Consider the following 16,056-nt stretch of genomic DNA (forward strand, 5'->3'; position numbering starts at 1 on the left):
CATAAGTTCCTTCACAGACAAAATTTCTAAACTAAAGGGGTAACTGCTGTCAGGAGCCAAATGCTCCCACCAACAAGTTTGCCCCACTGTCAGCTGTTACTGACGATGGTTTAGCTATTTTAAATCTGTTTTGAGCTTATGTCACAACCTCGAGAAAATCAATGATTATTGATTGTTCATAATATAGTCAACTGCGCCGCCAACTGTTTCAATTTTTTCTGCTTCTTCATCAGAAATCTCAGTCCCGAATTCGTCTTCTAATTCCAAGACAAATTCCATCACTGAAATTGAATCAGCATTCAAATCATCTTTAATACTAATCTGATCGGTAATTTTATCCGGCTCAACTTCAAAATGTTTGGCGATAATATTCGCTACTTTGCTAAATACTTCTTCCCGCGTCAATTCGCTTCACCCCCGTTTTCCTTGCCCTCAGTCTGCAAGCTTCATTTTACTGATAAAAAAATTGTTTGTCTACCTTTTTCAGCGAATTTCTATTCTGCTGGTGTCGTCGCTTCAGACTCTGTCGCTTCCTCTTGGACAAAATGGTCCACCAATTGAGTGACAACCTGTGTTTCTAACATTCGATGAATTTGGCGAATGGTATACTTTACAGCCTCTGGTCCAGTTGCTCCATGGGTTTTAATCACAGGTGCCTTTAAGCCAAACAAGACTGCTCCACCATGTTTAGAATAATCCATTTCATTTTTCAAGCCCCGCAAGCTGTCTTTTAATAATAATGCCCCCAGCTTACCAGTGATGCCTGCCTCTGAAATCGAATTTTTCAATAGCGACATAATGCTGATGGCAGTACCTTCAATTGTCTTTAAGACGGCATTTCCGGTAAAGCCGTCGGTGACAACTACATCAGCGACACCGCTTAATAAATCACGGGCTTCAACGTTGCCGATAAAATTCAAATCAGGTGCTTCACTCAGCAACTCATATGCTTTTTTTGTCAGCTCACTACCTTTGCTAGCTTCCGTGCCATTATTTAAAAGTCCAACACGAGGATTTTCAATTCCCCGAACGTTTTTAGCATAAAAGGCTCCTAAGACACCAAATTGCAGCAGATGTTCCGGACGATTGTCGGCATTCGCCCCTAAGTCCAACATATCAAAGCCTTTATCCGGTTGCCCAACCACTGGTAAAGTGGTCATCAATCCTGGTCGTTCCACTTGTTTAATACGACCGACAATAAATAATCCAGCTGCTAATAAGGCACCAGTATTGCCAGCAGAAAAAATCGCATCGGCACGGCCTTCTTTGACCGCTTGGGCTGCCAACACCATCGAAGCAGTTTTTTTACGACGAATCGCTTTAACGGGTTCATCATCACTCATAATTTTTTCATCGGTGTGGATGATTTCGACATTTTTTTCATCGGTTACGTACTTTTTAATTTCCGCTTCTTTTCCAAATAAAAGAAACTCCATCTCAGGGTATTCAGCTTTAGCTAGCATAATTCCTTCAACAATGGCTTGAGGGGCGTTGTCGCCGCCCATCGCATCTACTGCAATTTTCATTTTTTTATTTTCCTCCAGTTTAGTTCAAGCAACTTGCGCTTTAATCAAAAAATTGTTCTTCATCAGCTATTTTTAAAGTCTCCACTAGACTACTATATTCCGCTTGATGTTGCCAGTCGGAATTCTGCCAAATCTTTTTGGCTTCACTGCGGGCGACCTCCAGAATATTAAAATCATTGACGATATCCCCCACAATAAATTGCGGAATTCCCGATTGCCTAAACCCAAAGACTTCACCTGGTCCCCGCAGCTCCAAATCTTTTTCGCTGACGACAAAGCCGTTAGTGGTTTCTGTCATGATTTTCATGCGCTCCACCCCCATTTCATTTTTCGGGTCCGCCACTAAAATACAATAGGAGGCATCGCCGCCCCGGCCAACCCGTCCTCGCAGTTGATGGAGCTGGGCCAAACCAAAACGGTCGGCATCCATAATCAACATCACTGTGGCATTGGGAACATTGACCCCGACTTCAATCACAGTGGTGGAAACTAAAATCTGACTTTTTTGATCTTTAAAATTTTCCATGATTTGATCTTTTTCTTGGTTTTTCATTTTACCGTGGAGTAAAGCCACTTGATAGGTGTCGCCATAATAAGTTTGCAGGCGTTCATAAATCTCGGTGGCATTTTTGACATCCAGGGCCTCTGATTCTTCAATCAGCGGACAGATAACGTACATTTGATGGCCCTTTGAAAGTTCTTTTAAACTCCACTCCAAGACGCTATCTAATTGTGGATGACGAATCCAGCGAGTTTCCACAGGAATTCGGCCGGCCGGTAATTCATCAATCACGGAAACATCCATTTCCCCATAAGCAGTAATCGCTAAAGTTCGAGGAATCGGCGTCGCCGTCATAAATAAGACATCCGGTCGCAAGCCCTTCTCCCGCAAAATTTTCCGCTGGTTCACACCAAAGCGATGCTGTTCATCGGTAATCACGAGACCGAGATTGGCGAAGAAAACATCTTTTTGAATCAAAGCGTGGGTGCCGACAAGAATATCCAATTCGCCATTGGCTAATTGGGCGAGGATTTCCCGTCGTTCTTTTGTTTTAGTCGAACCAGTTAAAACTGCCACCCGCACTTCCAAAGGATCAAAGAGCTGGCTCAAGCTTTCCAAATGCTGTTGGGCTAAAATTTCCGTTGGCACCATCAAGGCTCCTTGAAAACCAGCTGTCATGGCGGCATACAAAACAATTGCCGCCACTACTGTTTTCCCGCTGCCGACATCCCCTTGCAAAAGCCGCTGCATATGTTGCGGACTGCGCAAATCTCGACAGATTTCATTAGTGACCCGCTTTTGAGCATTCGTCAGCTCAAAGGGCAGCGTCTCGACAAATTTTTTCAAGCGAGGCACATCATATAAAATCGAAATTCCGTTGACTTCGGCTTTGTCCCGCGCCTTTAAGCCCTGCATCCGCATTTGAAAGAGGAAAAATTCTTCAAAGACGACTCGCCGCTTGGCCTGCTGACTTTCCTGATGATTTTTAGGAAAGTGCATGGCAATAATCGCTGACTTGCGATCCATTAAGCGGTATTTTTCAATCAGAGAGGTCGGCAGATTTTCAAAAATCTGCTCTTGATAGAGTTCCAGTGCTACCTTGATTAATTCAATCAAGGTGCTTTGGCGGACCGCTTTTGAGACATGGTAAATCGGGGCAAAATCCTCTGGTGATTTGCTGCCCAAAATTTTCATGCCGTTTAAAGCTTTGCGCTTAGCATCCCATTTACCATAAACGGCGATCTCTTCTCCTAAAATCACTTTATCCTTTAGATAAGGTTGATTAAAAAAAGAGACACTGAAAACATCATGGTCTTGCATCATGCGAAATTGCAGGCGATTTTTTTTGTAGCCATAGCGGGCCAAGATTGCTTCAGAAACGACAGTCCCCTTCAGCGTGACTTTTTCCTGATCGCCGATTTCGTTAAGATTTTTTTCTTGAATGTCCTCATAGCGAAATGGAAAATAGGTAATTAAATCCTCAATCGTCACTATGCCAAGGCTGGCTAAATTTTCTTGGCGCTTAGGACCCACGCCGGCTAAAACGGCGACACTATCAGTCAATGCTGTCATCTGTCGACCTCCCTTCAAGAAAGAAGCCTGAAAAACCAATCTAAGATTAGTGCTTCAGGCTTACAAGTGTTTAATTTTTTATTCAGCAGAGAACAAGTAGGGATAAACCGGTTGGTCTCCTTGGTGAATTTCCATCTCTAAGTCAGGATATTTTTCTGAAAGAGTTTTAACAAGGTCTTCAGCGGCTTTTTGATTACCGCCTTCGCCGACGATAATTGTGACAATTTCCGTATCGGCTGCAATCATCTTCTCAAGAGTCGTCAAGGCAACATCTTTGATATCCTTTTCAGATACGACAATCTTGCCGTCAACCATTCCGAGATAATCGCCTTCTGTGATAGTCACACCATCAATCGCTGTGTCACGAATCGCATTGGTGATTTGTCCGCTGACCACACTTTCGCTTAACTCAGTCATCGAAGTTTTATTTTCTTCTAAATCAGCTTGGTCGTTAAAGGCCAGCATCGCCGTCATCCCTTGGGAAATGGTTTTAGTCGGCACTACTGCTACCGGCACTTCTGCCACTTCAGCCGCTTGGTCAGCTGCCATAAAGATATTTTTATTATTCGGCAGGATAATCACTTGGTCGGCATTGACCTCCTCCACAGCCTTTAAAATATCCTCTGTGCTAGGATTCATCGTTTGGCCGCCACTAATCACAAAGTTAACGCCTAAGCTCTTAAATAATTCCTGCACGCCTTCACCGGCAGCAATCGCAATCACGCCATAAGGTTTGTGGGCTTGAGTAATATCTAAGTCTTCGTGGATATGTTCATCATGCTCTAAAATCGTTTCATGTTGCATCCGCATATTGTCGACTTTAACTTTCACTAACGAACCAAATTTTTGCCCGTAATTCATGACTTCGCCGGGATGTTCTGTGTGGACGTGAACCTTGATAATTTCATCGTCATTAACCACTAATAAGGAATCCCCTAATCCGTCTAAATAATTACGGAAGGTTTCATAATCAAACTTGCTATCAACTGTTGGGCCTTCACCGATGTTGACCATGATTTCAGTACAATAGCCAAATTTAATATCGGCTGTGGCCAATTGTCCTTGAACACTGCGGTGATGTTCAGCGTTGACCATCTCATCCATCGCAGCTGGTGACGGCTCGTAAGCGACATCTGCTTCAAACTTACCAGTTAAAGCAGTTAAAAAGCCTTCATAAATAAAGACTAAGCCTTGGCCGCCGCTATCGACAACGCCGACTTCCTTTAAAACGGGTAATAAATCAGGTGTTTTCGCTAACGCCCGTTTCCCGCCGCTTAAAACGGCCTCCATCACTTCAATCACATCGTCCGTTTTTTGAGCCTTGCGTTCGCCGGCTTTAGCTGCTTCCCGGGCAACGGTTAAAATCGTGCCCTCCACAGGTTTCATCACCGCTTTATAAGCTGTTTCAACTCCATGGGTAAAAGCCGCCGCTAAATCTTTGGCATTTAAGTTTACAACATCAGGAATATGTTTTGAAAAACCTCGGAACAACTGAGACAAGATAACGCCGGAATTGCCCCGCGCCCCCATCAAAAGACCTTTTGATAAAATATTTGCCAACTCACCGACTTTTTGCGAGGGTGAATCAACAACGGCTTTCGCTCCACTAGTCATCGACAAATTCATATTGGTACCCGTATCGCCATCTGGCACAGGAAATACATTTAAGGAATTGACAAATTCCGCATTTACATTTAAGCGCTTTGCCCCTGCCTGAACCATTTCTTGAAACTGGCTGGCGCTGATTTCTGTTACACTCACTAAAATATCCTCCTTATTGATGCTAAGCATCTATGCCTAGTCAGGCAATACCCGCACACCCTGCACAAAAACATTCACCGAATTTGCGCTCACGCCCAGTAAAGTTTCCAAATTGTATTTGACACTTTCTTGAACATTGCGGGATACTTCAGAAATTTTGGTGCCATAACTGATGATGGTATACACATCCACCGCCACACCATTTTCCTCTTGCCGAACTACCACACCGCGGGAATAATTTTCTTTTCTTAAAATTTCGTTAATATTATCTTTAATCTGGCTCTTACTGGCCATGCCAACGATGCCAAACACGTCGGTTGCTGCACCGCCGACAACTGTTGCAATCACTTCATTAGAGATTTCAATCGTACCGGCAGCCGTTTTAATTTTTACAGCCATTTGTATGCCTCCCTACAAATTTTTTGTCAAATTCACTCTGTATTTTATCATAGCCCCCTAGTAAATAAAAGAAAGCCACCTAATAATCTGACGACAAAAACAGGCTTTTGTCACAACAAGCCCACCATAACTCTGTATAATTTACACGTTTTCACAGGACTTGTCAATTCTCTTCAAAAAATCAGCTTGCTAAATGGAGCAACCTATGATAAATTATTACGGTATGAGCTGAAGAATTCGCTTCAAGATTTTGCAATCGACAGCAAGTTCTTCTTGACTCAGGAGCTTGTATTTTCTTCTATAGTAATAGAAGTTTCTAGGAGCTCAGGCAGAAGAATGCATGCAGATTGAATTGCATCATAAGATGAAGGAGGAAATATCATGGCTAAAGTTTGTTATTTTACCGGTCGTAAAACTAGCAGCGGCAACAACCGTTCTCACGCATTAAATGCTACTAAACGGACTGTCAAACCTAACTTGCAAAAAGTTCGTGTGCTAATCGACGGCAAACCTAAAAAAGTATGGGTTTCAACTCGCGCGTTGAAATCTGGAAAAGTTGAACGTGTTTAATCACAACAACTAGTATTCCCAACCGTCTCCTGCAAAAAGGAGACGGTTTTTTTGTGTCACAGCCAGGAAAATTAAAAATCTCTAAAACGGCCGCAGCCAATAACTATCTGCGCCACAAAAACTCCCGTCTCTCTTCACAGCATTTTTCTTCCAGCCTTTTTAATTTTCAAGTTGAAAAATTCTACCTCAACTTTCTTCCTATGGTACACTATCCTTAATGACTTTATAGAAATTTGGTGAACTTTTTTTGAAACGACAGACAGCACATAAAAAATCTTCTTTTAAAATAAAAAATCCTTTTACTACCCCTTACTTTAAGGAAAATCGCTGGTTTATGTTAGCCAGTTTTTTACTGCCTTTTTTAATTTTAGCAGGGGTCTATCTCAGTATCGGTATTTATCCCGGAAGCTCCCGCAGCATTCTGGCAAGTGATGCTTTTTCGCAATCTTCCAATTTTTATGCCAGCTTTAATAATTTTCTACATGGCGAGCAGAGCTTTTTCTACACTTGGAATACCTCATTAGGGTTAAATTATCTTTCGCTGGTTTCCTATTATTTAGGGGGGATTTTTACCTTCTTGGTTTATTTCTTCCCAAACCAATTAATGCCTGATGCCCTCTATCTGATTACCCTCATAAAAATCGGAGCAGCCGGACTAAGCTTTTGGTTTTTGGCAAATCACAGTTTCAAATTGAAAAAATGGAACAAGGTTTCTTTGGCTGTCGCCTATGCCTTAATGTCTTTTGCCACGGCCCATTCAGAATTAATCATGTGGTCCGATGCTTTTGTTTACTTGCCGCTGGTTATCTTAGGCATCCATAAGGTAATGGATGAGAAAAAACCGCTGCTTTTATTTGTCAGCTATTTGCTGCTCTTTTTATCTGGATTTTACATGGGCTTTATGATTGCAATTTTCTCTGGGCTGTACTTTATCGCCCGGCTTTTGACCAAGCCAAAGACTTATCTCAAAACGATTGTTCCCTATGGTCTGACCGCTGCCTTAGCCACCGGTGCTTCACTGATTATGATTTTGCCGGCTGTCTTGGATTTGCGGACCAACGGCGAATCCCTCTCCACAATTAATCAGCTGAAAACGGAGGCAACCGGCTGGTGGGACATCTTAATGAAAAATATGATTGGCGTCTACGATACCACCCGCTATGGTTCGATTCCTTTCATTTATGTCGGCTTAGTACCATTAGTTTTCTGTGTCTTCTATTTCGTGACTCGTAAAATTTCTTGGAAAAATAAAGTGGCTTTCGGCAGTTTGTTGGCGATTTTAATTGCGAGCTTTTACCTTGTGCCGTTAAATCTTTTCTGGCACGGGATGCACGCGCCGAATATGTTTTTATTCCGTTATGCCTATTTATTTTCCTTTTTAGTCGTGCTACTTGCTGGTTACGGCTGGGAACAATTCACTAAAAAAGATAGCTACTTTGTTATGGGTCTCAGTCTTTTAATCGCTGCGCTCTTTTGTATCGGCTTCGGTCTGGAGACCAATAATTATCCTTATGTCAGTCTGTTTTCACTGATTATCAGTGTCGCCTTTTTACTTTTTTATACGTTAGGCATTGCGCTATTCCAATCAAATAAACTCAATCTAAAACGCCTCAGCATTATCTTTTTGATTTTGATGAGCGGTGAGGCCCTACTGAATACAAACGGCATGATTCACGGAATTTTAGATGATTGGAATTACGCTTCCAGAAGTTTGTACACCAGTCCTTATCCAGCAATCAAGTCCCTCGTCTCTGAGTCTGAGGATTTGAATGATAGTTTTTATCGGCTGGAAAACTTGGATGCTGTTTCCTCCAATGACAGTCTGAATTATGGTTACAGCGGCATCAGCATGTTTTCTTCCATCCGCAACCGGAATTCCTCCAGCTTTTTGGATGAACTGGGTTTTCGCTCCCGGGGGACTAATTTAAATATTCGTTACAATAATAATACCCTCTTGATGGACAGCCTTTTTGGCATAAAATATAATCTCAGCAAAACAACCCTCAACAAATTTGGCTTTTCTGCTATCGAGTCAGCGGGAGATTATACCTTATATGAAAATCAGAATGCTCTGCCGTTAGCCTTCACAGTAGATGAAAGTATCTACAACGTGGAGAGTTTGGTTTCTGATAATTTGGGAACCCAGACGAATTTAGTCAATGCTTTATCCGGTCAAAATTTAAATTACTTTACCTTTTACAATCCAATTGTCACCTCCACAGAAAATACGGATGTGACCGAAAATGGCAATACGATTACCTATAGCGAACAGACCAATAATGTTGCGAAGGTCATTAATTATCAGGTGACCGTTCCCGCCAATACCCAAGCCTACATCAGCTTGTTTCCAACTGACTTTAACCAAATCGGCAGCTCCACCGCCGAAGTTTTTGTTAATGGTGAGAGTCGCAAGTCCCAGATTAATATTACCGGACAATATTATGATTTAGGTTATTATGCGGAGCAGACAACCGTTAATTTTTCGGTTAGCTTTTACGGAACCGATGCGATTAGTTTACTTAACCCACAGGTCTTAGGTATGGATACGACTGCTTACACGACAGCAATGAACGCCATCCAAGCTAACGGAGTTGAATTAACCACCGATGGTCGGACCGCCAGCGGAAAGGTTACCGTCGATAGCGATCAAGTTTTAATGACGACCATCCCCTTTGACGAAGGCTGGAAAGCTTATGTCGACGGCGAAGAAGTTGAAATTACCGCCTATGAAGATGCATTGGTTGCGATTAATCTTCCGGCCGGCACTCACGAAATTGTCTTTAAATATCTGCCGCAGGGCTTTAGCTTAGGCACTATTTCCTTTGTCGTTTGTATTCTCTTGTTTGGTGTTTACCTATTTTGGTTAAGAAGACGCCGCCAGCGGCAAATACTAGATACCCCTTCACAGATTGAAGCGATGGAAACTTCAACGAGCCAACTTGAAGAACCAACTCCACCTGCTGAATAAAATTTAAACCGCCTGTAAAAGTTAGCGTACAACTGCTAACTTTTACAGGTGGTTTTTTTTAGTTTTTTCGCAGTAAACTTATAATCGAAGCTTGTTAAAGACACTTTACTAGCCTTAAAAATTATTCTTGGAGCGTACTGTTCCCCAAATTCCCACCCAACAAATACGCTGCTTTAACAAAATAAAAAAGCCTGAGAAAATTCTCAAGCTTTTTTGACATAGTTATTTTTAATACTTACAAACATCAATCCATTGGCGGAAGTTACTGTAAGTTTCCAACTCTGGAATTGTCAACTTGATGGCGCTATTACCGCTGCCACAGGCGGGATAAACAAAGTCAAAGCGTTTCAATGAATCATCTAAATAAACCGCCACATCTTCGTTCACCGCAAAGGGACAGACTCCACCGACTGGATGGCCGATTTTTTCATCGACCTCCTCTGCTTTAAGCATCAAAGCCTTCTCTTGAAAAAACTCTTTGTATTTTTGATTGTCAATTTTTGTATCACCGGCTGCCACGACTAAGATGGCTTCAACGCTAGCTTTCTTTTTAAAGGATAAGCTTTTGGCAATCTGCGCCGGTTGTGTCTGTAGCGCTTGGGCCGCCAAAGCGACTGTTGCTGAAGACTCTTCAAGTACAATGATTTGATCGGCCATGTTTAATTTAGCAAAATATTCTTGGACACTTGCTAGAGACATCGAAGCCCTCCTTTTTATTTTAGTCTGAAAATAAGTAAATCTTTAGAGTATGCTGACAGCAGCTTGCAAACACCGGACTTTCTTTCCTTCATTTACCAAGCTGCTGTGTTTTTTTGAAGACTGTCTTTTATTTAATCAGCTAAGGATTCAACTAATTCTTCTAATTCAGTTAAGCGAGTTTCAAAAACCTTCATGGCATCACGGATATAATCCGCTTTGGTCATATCAACACCGGCCCGCTTCATGACTTCAATTGGGAAGTCGCTGCTGCCGGATTTCAAATAATTTAAGTAATGATCTAAGGCACCCGGCTCTTGATCGACAATCTTTTGCGCTAAGGCCGAAGCTGCTGAGAAGCCAGTCGCATATTGGTACACATAGTAATTATAATAGAAATGAGGAATCCGCGACCATTCGAATTTGATTTCTGGATCTTCTGTCACATCTGGACCATAATATTTACTATTTAATTCACCATAGCTCTCGCTCAAATATTCTGCAGTCAACGGCGTGCCCTTGGCGTCTTCTTCATGCATAAAATGCTCAAACTCTGCAAATTGTGTTTGCCGGAAAATCGTACCCTTAAAGCCATCTAAATAATGATTTAAAATGTAGGCTCTAATCTTAGGATCTGTTTCAGTTTCTAATAGATATTCCGTCAAAATATTTTCATTGGTCGTGGAAGCAATCTCAGCTAAGAAAATTGAATAATCACCGTAGACATAAGGCTGATTGCTGCGGGTGAAATAACTGTGAACACTGTGTCCCATCTCATGGACCAAGGTAAATAATTGGTCCAGTGTATCATGCCAATTCATTAAAATATATGGCTTCGTATCATAAGCGCCAGAAGAATACGCTCCACTGCGCTTGCCCTGATTTTCCACCACATCAATCCAACGCTTGCTGAAAGCTTCATCAACAACCTTCAAGTATTCTGCTCCTAATGGTTGCAATGCTTCTTGTGCTTTCGCCTTGGCATCTTCATACGTATATTTAATCGACGCTTCTCCTAAAATCGGCGTATACATATCATACATATGCAACTCATCCACCTTCAACAGGCGTTTGCGCAATTTTACATAGCGATGCAGCAGCGGCAGATTTTCATTGACGACTGCCACCAAAGTATCATAAACACTTTCAGGGATATGATTGTTGCTCAGAGAAGCTGCCCGAGCAGAATCATATTTCCGAACCTTCGCACTATAATTATGGCTCTTAATATGCGTTGATAGCGTGCTGGCAAAGGTATTACGGAATTGTTCATAGACGCTGTATAAGCCTTTAAACGCTTTTTCCCGTACACTGCGGTCAACATTTTCCATCAATTGTCCATAGACTCCGTGGGACAATTCAATTTTTTCACCTTTTTCATTTTCAATCACTGGGAATTTTAAATCCGCATTGTTTAAAACGGAAAAGGTATTGCTGGAAGCGCCAAAAATTTCGCTGGCACCAGCCAAGAGTGCTTCTTGGTCAGCTGAGAGAATGTGAGCCCGATTATCAATCATTTGATTGACGAAATGACGATAAATTTCTAATTTAGGTTCCTCAGAAAAATAGCTCCAGATTTTTTCATCCGGCAAACTCAAAACTTCTGGTTCAAACCAAGCCAGTGCTTGAGAAACTTGCGCATATAAACTGCTAGCTCTGGCATATAAAGCTTGATAGGTCGTATTGGTGGTGTCTTGATCATTTTTCAAATGGGAATACACATAAATCGTTTCAGTTTTACGGTAGATATCTAACAAATATTCAATCGCTGCTAAGAAAGCTTCCGGACCATCTGCCAAGGTACCTTGGAAATCTTCAGCTTTTGCTACTTCAGTATTTAATGCTGTAATTGCCGTATCAAAGGCCGCATCATCTGGAAAAATAGTAGTTAAATCCCACGTTAAATCTACTGGCACTTCATCTCTTTTTGGTAATTGTTTTGCTTCTGACATGAAAATCGCTCCTTTATCAATAGAAATCTCACGAAAATATTAGCCTGCGCCAATATTTATCCTGTAGTAATCTTATCATATTTTCATAAAGAGTCTGCAGAAAAGACCTTAAAACTTGTTTTTTTCTGTTGAAAGGCTTGAAAAAGTCGGCAGCTTTCTGTGAAAAAAGCAGCTGAAATGGCTGCTGGCTCAACTAAAGGAAACTTTTGCTGTAATTGATAGGTCTGTAAAAAGCGTTGCGTTAGTTGAAAACTAAATTCATGTAAGTCAATAGCTGAACAGCTCAAACTTTTTTGAAAAAAATGAAAGCGCAGAAAATACAGCCAATCACCAAAAAAGGGCGTTGCAATACTCGGCGCAAACAAAATTTCCGGTAGTTGTAGCAGATGACTGCCACGGCGATACAAGGCCTGCTGGATTTGCAAAATCTCTGGCAAACAATAATAAAGCTTCTTTTGGACAGAAAGCTTTTGCTGTTGCCAATCCTTTTTTGTCGAACAAACAATCGAAGGTACCGAATTTCTGTCGCCAAAAATTTGCGACAATGGCTGCTCTTGAAAATTAAAAATTTTCCGTTTGAAAGACTTTTGTTTGGACATCGTTAAAAGATGGGTATAGAGCTCGATACTTTTTTTTGAGGTATTTAAATGCCAAAAATGTACTCCAAACGTTTGATTAAACAAACAAAAATGAGAGCTGCCTTGTCGCAAGACACCTTCCTTGAGCCGCTCACCGGTTAGCCACCACTGTTGCAAGTTCATTTTTTTATAACCAGCTACCCGCTTTTCCAATTTAGCTGTTGATAAGGGCGAGCATTGAAATTCTAGTGCAAGCTGTGGCAACAAAACATCCGCTCGCTGCCCAATGCTCGCTAAGGACACCTCCAACTGGGCCTCTTGATCCCAGTTAAACAACAGTGCTTTGCCTGCCAGATGTTCAGCCGTTTCCCCTTCACTAAAACTTTCACAGGTCTTTTTAGCGCAGTGGGCAAAGTGACGCTGCTTCACGTTGCCTGCTTTCAAAATTAATTTCTGCCGACAAGCCGGGCAATAATATGTTTCTTTTATCAAAGGCTGACTTTTTTCGATTTGTAAAAGATTTACTAAAACCCCACGACTATTTTTCGCTACATACATCTGTTTCACCCTCAAAAAAATACGCAAAAAAAAGCTCACCAGCCGTAGCCGATAAGCCCTTTTTAAAGGTTTTAATGAAAGTGATACCGTAGTAATTCTAGAGCATTGCGCTCCATCAGTAGTTGCCCATGCTCAGCTAAAATCTCACTGGTAATCGGCGATAGATTAGCAAACTCCAACACTTGAGAAATCATGTCCTCTTTATCCATAACATTCAAATCATCTTGTAGGAAAGTGATTTGCAGGTAATAGCCTTCTTTGTAACGATAAAGATTAGTCCAGGCAGAATCAAGATAAACCTCAGCAGCTAATTGAACCAAATCTTCAAAATCAGCGACCTCAAATACTAGACTGCTTAAATTCTCTAAACTTAAGTCATTTTCAGCATCTTCAGTCAGTTGATTTTTCAAATACTCTGCCACATCATCACGAAATTCTTCGTTATTTTCTAAGCCTTCCATGTCTTCCGGCGTAATATTCTTGCTAATAAATAGTTCCAAACCGTCACCCTTTGGTAAAACCTGAAAAGTGATTGCCTCGCTGCCACGAAACTCATCTTCAATATCCACTTCCTCCAAAATAGAATAGAAAAAGTTTTCAATCTCACGATGATTCCCTAGCAAATCTAAAAAAGTAATTCCCCGTTGAACCAAATCATCATTGTGGATGACTACGCGAATCGTATTATCATTAATATGTTCCATTTCCATTATCAAACACCTCGCTTTTGAAAAGAAATAGAGCTTTCTTTCTTTTATTGTAGCGGAATGAGTCTAAATGTAAAGAGATTAACTCGAATTTTAGAAATTTTAGGTGTTTTATTTAAATGAAAATAAATATAATTTTTTTCAAGCTGAAAAAGGTCGCTTAGATGCGGGATTTTTTACAAATTATTTTGAAGTTAAATCCCTCGTATCACTCTCGCGTTTTTTTATTTCAAAAGGTAAGGTCAGTTTCACCGGATAGTCTCTCTCAAAATTAATTCTTTGCCAAGCTAAGGCGACCGCCGCATCCCCCAATTCTTTTTCCCTTAAATCTGCCGAGGTCAATGAGGGGTGGAGATAGCCTGCAATATCAATATTATCAAAAGAAACAACAGCAATATCTTCTGGTATTCGTAAGTCATTTTTTTGTAATTCTTGATACACCCCGACCGCTGTCATATCGCTACCGGCAATAATCGCCGTTGGTAAATTCGCCTTCTCAGTCGTTTGTAAAATTTTCCGAGTTTGCCGCAACCCATTTTCAGAAGACCAGTCGCCAACATATCCCTTAGCAAATTCTGAAAGTCCTTTTTCCTCCATCCATTTCATATAGGTCTTATAACGAATGTCTCCATACTTTTTCTTAGCGACAGCCCCATTATTTCCAAAATATGACTGATCACCGCAAATTAATACCATGTTCCGATGACCTCGTTGATATAAATCATTTAACATGGCAATCATCGCACCTTCAATGTCCGCTGTTACCGAATCAAACTGGGCTGGCGCATATAAATCATCGATCAACACTAAATTCGAGTTGTGTTGACTAATTTCAAATAGTGTTGCTTGGTTTACTGCACCAATAATCAAAACCGCTCCAATGCTTTCGAATTTTGTGGAATCAATGTTATCTCCTAATTCATAAAAATGCTCCAGCGTAATGCCTTTTTCTTTAATCGCCTCATTTATACCAATCCGTATCCTTCGAAAATAAGGATTTTCCAACCCCTCTAAATCTGTTTTAGAGGTAATAATGGCAATCGTTTTATTGATTTTATTTTTAACAACGTTTTTGCGATAATCATAATAATTGACTGCTTCTAAAATCCTCTTTTTAGTTTCTTCAGCAATTGACAAGTTCGGATCATTATTTAAAAAGCGCGAAATTGTCGTTGTCGAAACCTTCGCTCTGCTAGCTACATCTTTAATTCCAGCCATGCTTATCCCATCCTTTTTCCTTATTGTCATTACTATACACTAAAAAGAAGAGACTGTAACATAAGTCATTTTACAGAAGAAATATCTGAACCGTTGAATTTGCTCTGAGTGGTTTAGCAACCCCCGTCTCAAATTCATAATAGTGCTCAGCCTTTGCTGAATAGTGTTCAGGTATCTTTTTTCTGTTTAGACTTATGTCACAGCCTATTAAATTTGCCTATAATTTACCGCCTGTCGTAGCGATACCTTCAATAAATCTTTTCTGGAAGACGATAAATATCACGATCATCGGCCATACTGCTAAAAGTGAGCCGGCCATCAATTGTGGATAGTTGGTCATGTATTGCCCTTGTAAATTGGCTAACCCAGCTGACAAGGTCATATTGTCAACAGAAGTCGTCGCAATTAGCGGCCACATTAAATCTTTAAAGGCAAACAAGGCGGTAAAGATTCCTAAAGCAATTAAGCCAGAGCGTGCCAATGGCAACATGATTTTAAAGAATATTTGCCAGACAGTTGCGCCATCTAAAATGGCGGCCTCTTCTAAGTCATCCGGCAGACTCATAAAGAACTGCCGCAGTAAAAAGGTTCCAAATGCGCTAACAAAGCCTGGTAAAATCAAACCGGGAACACTATCCAAAATGCCTAATTGTTGCGCTAGCATATATTGTGGCGTGATAAAAATCTGTCCGGGAATCATCATTTGAATTAAGACGAGACTAAAAAATAAATTACGTCCCGGAAAGCGTAGTCTCGCTGAGGCATACGCCGCCATTGCACTAAATAGCAGCGAGAAAAAGACGCGCCCGATAATCATCAATAAGGTATTAATGTAGAATTTATCAAAGGGTAATAGATTCCAGACGGCTTCAAAATTGCTAAACTGAAAATTTTCTGGAAAAATTGTTGGTGGTATTTGAACAGATTCAGACAAGGTCTTCCCTGAGGTTAAAATCATCCAAACAAAGGGTACAACCATGACTAATGAACCGATAATTAAAGCAATGTGAATCAATAGATGCCATTTTCGTTTTTGCATTGTCGCCCCT

At 40.9% G+C, this 16,056-nt stretch carries 13 protein-coding genes; 2 read left to right on the forward strand and 11 right to left on the reverse strand.

Features of this window, described 5'->3' with window-relative positions; translation table 11 throughout:
* Positions 1-165: 165 nt before the first annotated feature.
* From acpP to ORH16_RS03225, 5 genes are all read right to left on the reverse strand, one after another.
* Positions 166-405, reverse strand: a complete 240-nt coding sequence (acpP, locus tag ORH16_RS03205; RefSeq protein ID WP_265456172.1) for an acyl carrier protein — start codon at positions 403-405, stop codon at positions 166-168.
* An 89-nt stretch (positions 406-494) separates the two neighbouring features.
* Positions 495-1,526 (reverse strand): phosphate acyltransferase PlsX, encoded by a 1,032-nt coding sequence (plsX, locus tag ORH16_RS03210; protein WP_265456174.1) that lies wholly within the window; start codon positions 1,524-1,526, stop codon positions 495-497.
* Between the two features lie 40 nt (positions 1,527-1,566).
* Positions 1,567-3,600 carry an ATP-dependent DNA helicase RecG gene (recG, locus tag ORH16_RS03215; protein WP_265456176.1) on the reverse strand — a complete coding sequence of 678 codons (2,034 nt, stop codon included), beginning with the start codon at positions 3,598-3,600 and terminating at the stop codon, positions 1,567-1,569.
* 78 nt (positions 3,601-3,678) lie between these two features.
* Complete coding sequence (locus ORH16_RS03220; RefSeq protein WP_265456178.1) at positions 3,679-5,361, reverse strand: DAK2 domain-containing protein; 1,683 nt, start codon at positions 5,359-5,361, stop codon at positions 3,679-3,681.
* Positions 5,362-5,397: 36 nt separating this feature from the next.
* Entirely contained in the window at positions 5,398-5,760 is a 363-nt protein-coding gene (locus ORH16_RS03225) for an Asp23/Gls24 family envelope stress response protein (protein ID WP_265456180.1), read from the reverse strand.
* A 381-nt stretch (positions 5,761-6,141) separates the two neighbouring features.
* On the opposite strand from ORH16_RS03225, the gene rpmB reads away from it, so the two are divergent.
* On the forward strand, positions 6,142-6,330 hold the full coding sequence (gene rpmB, locus ORH16_RS03230) for a 50S ribosomal protein L28 (RefSeq protein WP_071861708.1): 189 nt from the start codon (positions 6,142-6,144) through the stop codon (positions 6,328-6,330).
* 334 nt (positions 6,331-6,664) lie between these two features.
* Positions 6,665-9,298 (forward strand): YfhO family protein, encoded by a 2,634-nt coding sequence (locus tag ORH16_RS03235; protein WP_265456659.1) that lies wholly within the window; start codon positions 6,665-6,667, stop codon positions 9,296-9,298.
* Positions 9,299-9,526: 228 nt separating this feature from the next.
* On the opposite strand, the gene ORH16_RS03240 is transcribed toward ORH16_RS03235, so the two are convergent.
* From ORH16_RS03240 to ORH16_RS03265, 6 genes are all read right to left on the reverse strand, one after another.
* The gene (locus ORH16_RS03240; protein ID WP_265456182.1) at positions 9,527-9,997 is read right to left on the reverse strand and encodes a YbaK/EbsC family protein; all 471 of its coding nucleotides are present in this window, start codon (positions 9,995-9,997) and stop codon (positions 9,527-9,529) included.
* A gap of 131 nt (positions 9,998-10,128) precedes the next feature.
* On the reverse strand, positions 10,129-11,946 hold the full coding sequence (gene pepF, locus ORH16_RS03245) for an oligoendopeptidase F (RefSeq protein WP_265456184.1): 1,818 nt from the start codon (positions 11,944-11,946) through the stop codon (positions 10,129-10,131).
* A gap of 83 nt (positions 11,947-12,029) precedes the next feature.
* On the reverse strand, positions 12,030-13,082 hold the full coding sequence (locus ORH16_RS03250) for a competence protein CoiA (protein WP_265456185.1): 1,053 nt from the start codon (positions 13,080-13,082) through the stop codon (positions 12,030-12,032).
* A gap of 71 nt (positions 13,083-13,153) precedes the next feature.
* On the reverse strand, positions 13,154-13,792 hold the full coding sequence (locus ORH16_RS03255; protein ID WP_265456187.1) for an adaptor protein MecA: 639 nt from the start codon (positions 13,790-13,792) through the stop codon (positions 13,154-13,156).
* Between the two features lie 180 nt (positions 13,793-13,972).
* Positions 13,973-15,007 carry a LacI family DNA-binding transcriptional regulator gene (locus ORH16_RS03260; RefSeq protein ID WP_265456189.1) on the reverse strand — a complete coding sequence of 345 codons (1,035 nt, stop codon included), beginning with the start codon at positions 15,005-15,007 and terminating at the stop codon, positions 13,973-13,975.
* 217 nt (positions 15,008-15,224) lie between these two features.
* Positions 15,225-16,046, reverse strand: a complete 822-nt coding sequence (locus ORH16_RS03265; RefSeq protein WP_265456190.1) for a carbohydrate ABC transporter permease — start codon at positions 16,044-16,046, stop codon at positions 15,225-15,227.
* Positions 16,047-16,056: the final 10 nt, after the last annotated feature.

The organism is Enterococcus sp. HY326, assembly GCF_026157065.1.
GTDB lineage: Bacteria > Bacillota > Bacilli > Lactobacillales > Enterococcaceae > HY326.

Excerpts from the sequence above, each read along its gene's own strand:
- ORH16_RS03255 (WP_265456187.1), bottom strand. The coding sequence starts at position 13,792 with ATGGAAATGGAACATATTAATGATAATACGATTCGCGTAGTCATCCAC.
- recG (WP_265456176.1), bottom strand. The coding sequence starts at position 3,600 with ATGACAGCATTGACTGATAGTGTCGCCGTTTTAGCCGGCGTGGGTCCT.
- ORH16_RS03265 (WP_265456190.1), bottom strand. The coding sequence starts at position 16,046 with ATGCAAAAACGAAAATGGCATCTATTGATTCACATTGCTTTAATTATC.
- ORH16_RS03225 (WP_265456180.1), bottom strand. The coding sequence starts at position 5,760 with ATGGCTGTAAAAATTAAAACGGCTGCCGGTACGATTGAAATCTCTAAT.
- ORH16_RS03260 (WP_265456189.1), bottom strand. The coding sequence starts at position 15,007 with ATGGCTGGAATTAAAGATGTAGCTAGCAGAGCGAAGGTTTCGACAACG.
- ORH16_RS03240 (WP_265456182.1), bottom strand. The coding sequence starts at position 9,997 with ATGTCTCTAGCAAGTGTCCAAGAATATTTTGCTAAATTAAACATGGCC.
- pepF (WP_265456184.1), bottom strand. The coding sequence starts at position 11,946 with ATGTCAGAAGCAAAACAATTACCAAAAAGAGATGAAGTGCCAGTAGAT.
- plsX (WP_265456174.1), bottom strand. The coding sequence starts at position 1,526 with ATGAAAATTGCAGTAGATGCGATGGGCGGCGACAACGCCCCTCAAGCC.
- rpmB (WP_071861708.1), top strand. The coding sequence starts at position 6,142 with ATGGCTAAAGTTTGTTATTTTACCGGTCGTAAAACTAGCAGCGGCAAC.
- ORH16_RS03250 (WP_265456185.1), bottom strand. The coding sequence starts at position 13,082 with ATGTATGTAGCGAAAAATAGTCGTGGGGTTTTAGTAAATCTTTTACAA.
- ORH16_RS03235 (WP_265456659.1), top strand. The coding sequence starts at position 6,665 with ATGTTAGCCAGTTTTTTACTGCCTTTTTTAATTTTAGCAGGGGTCTAT.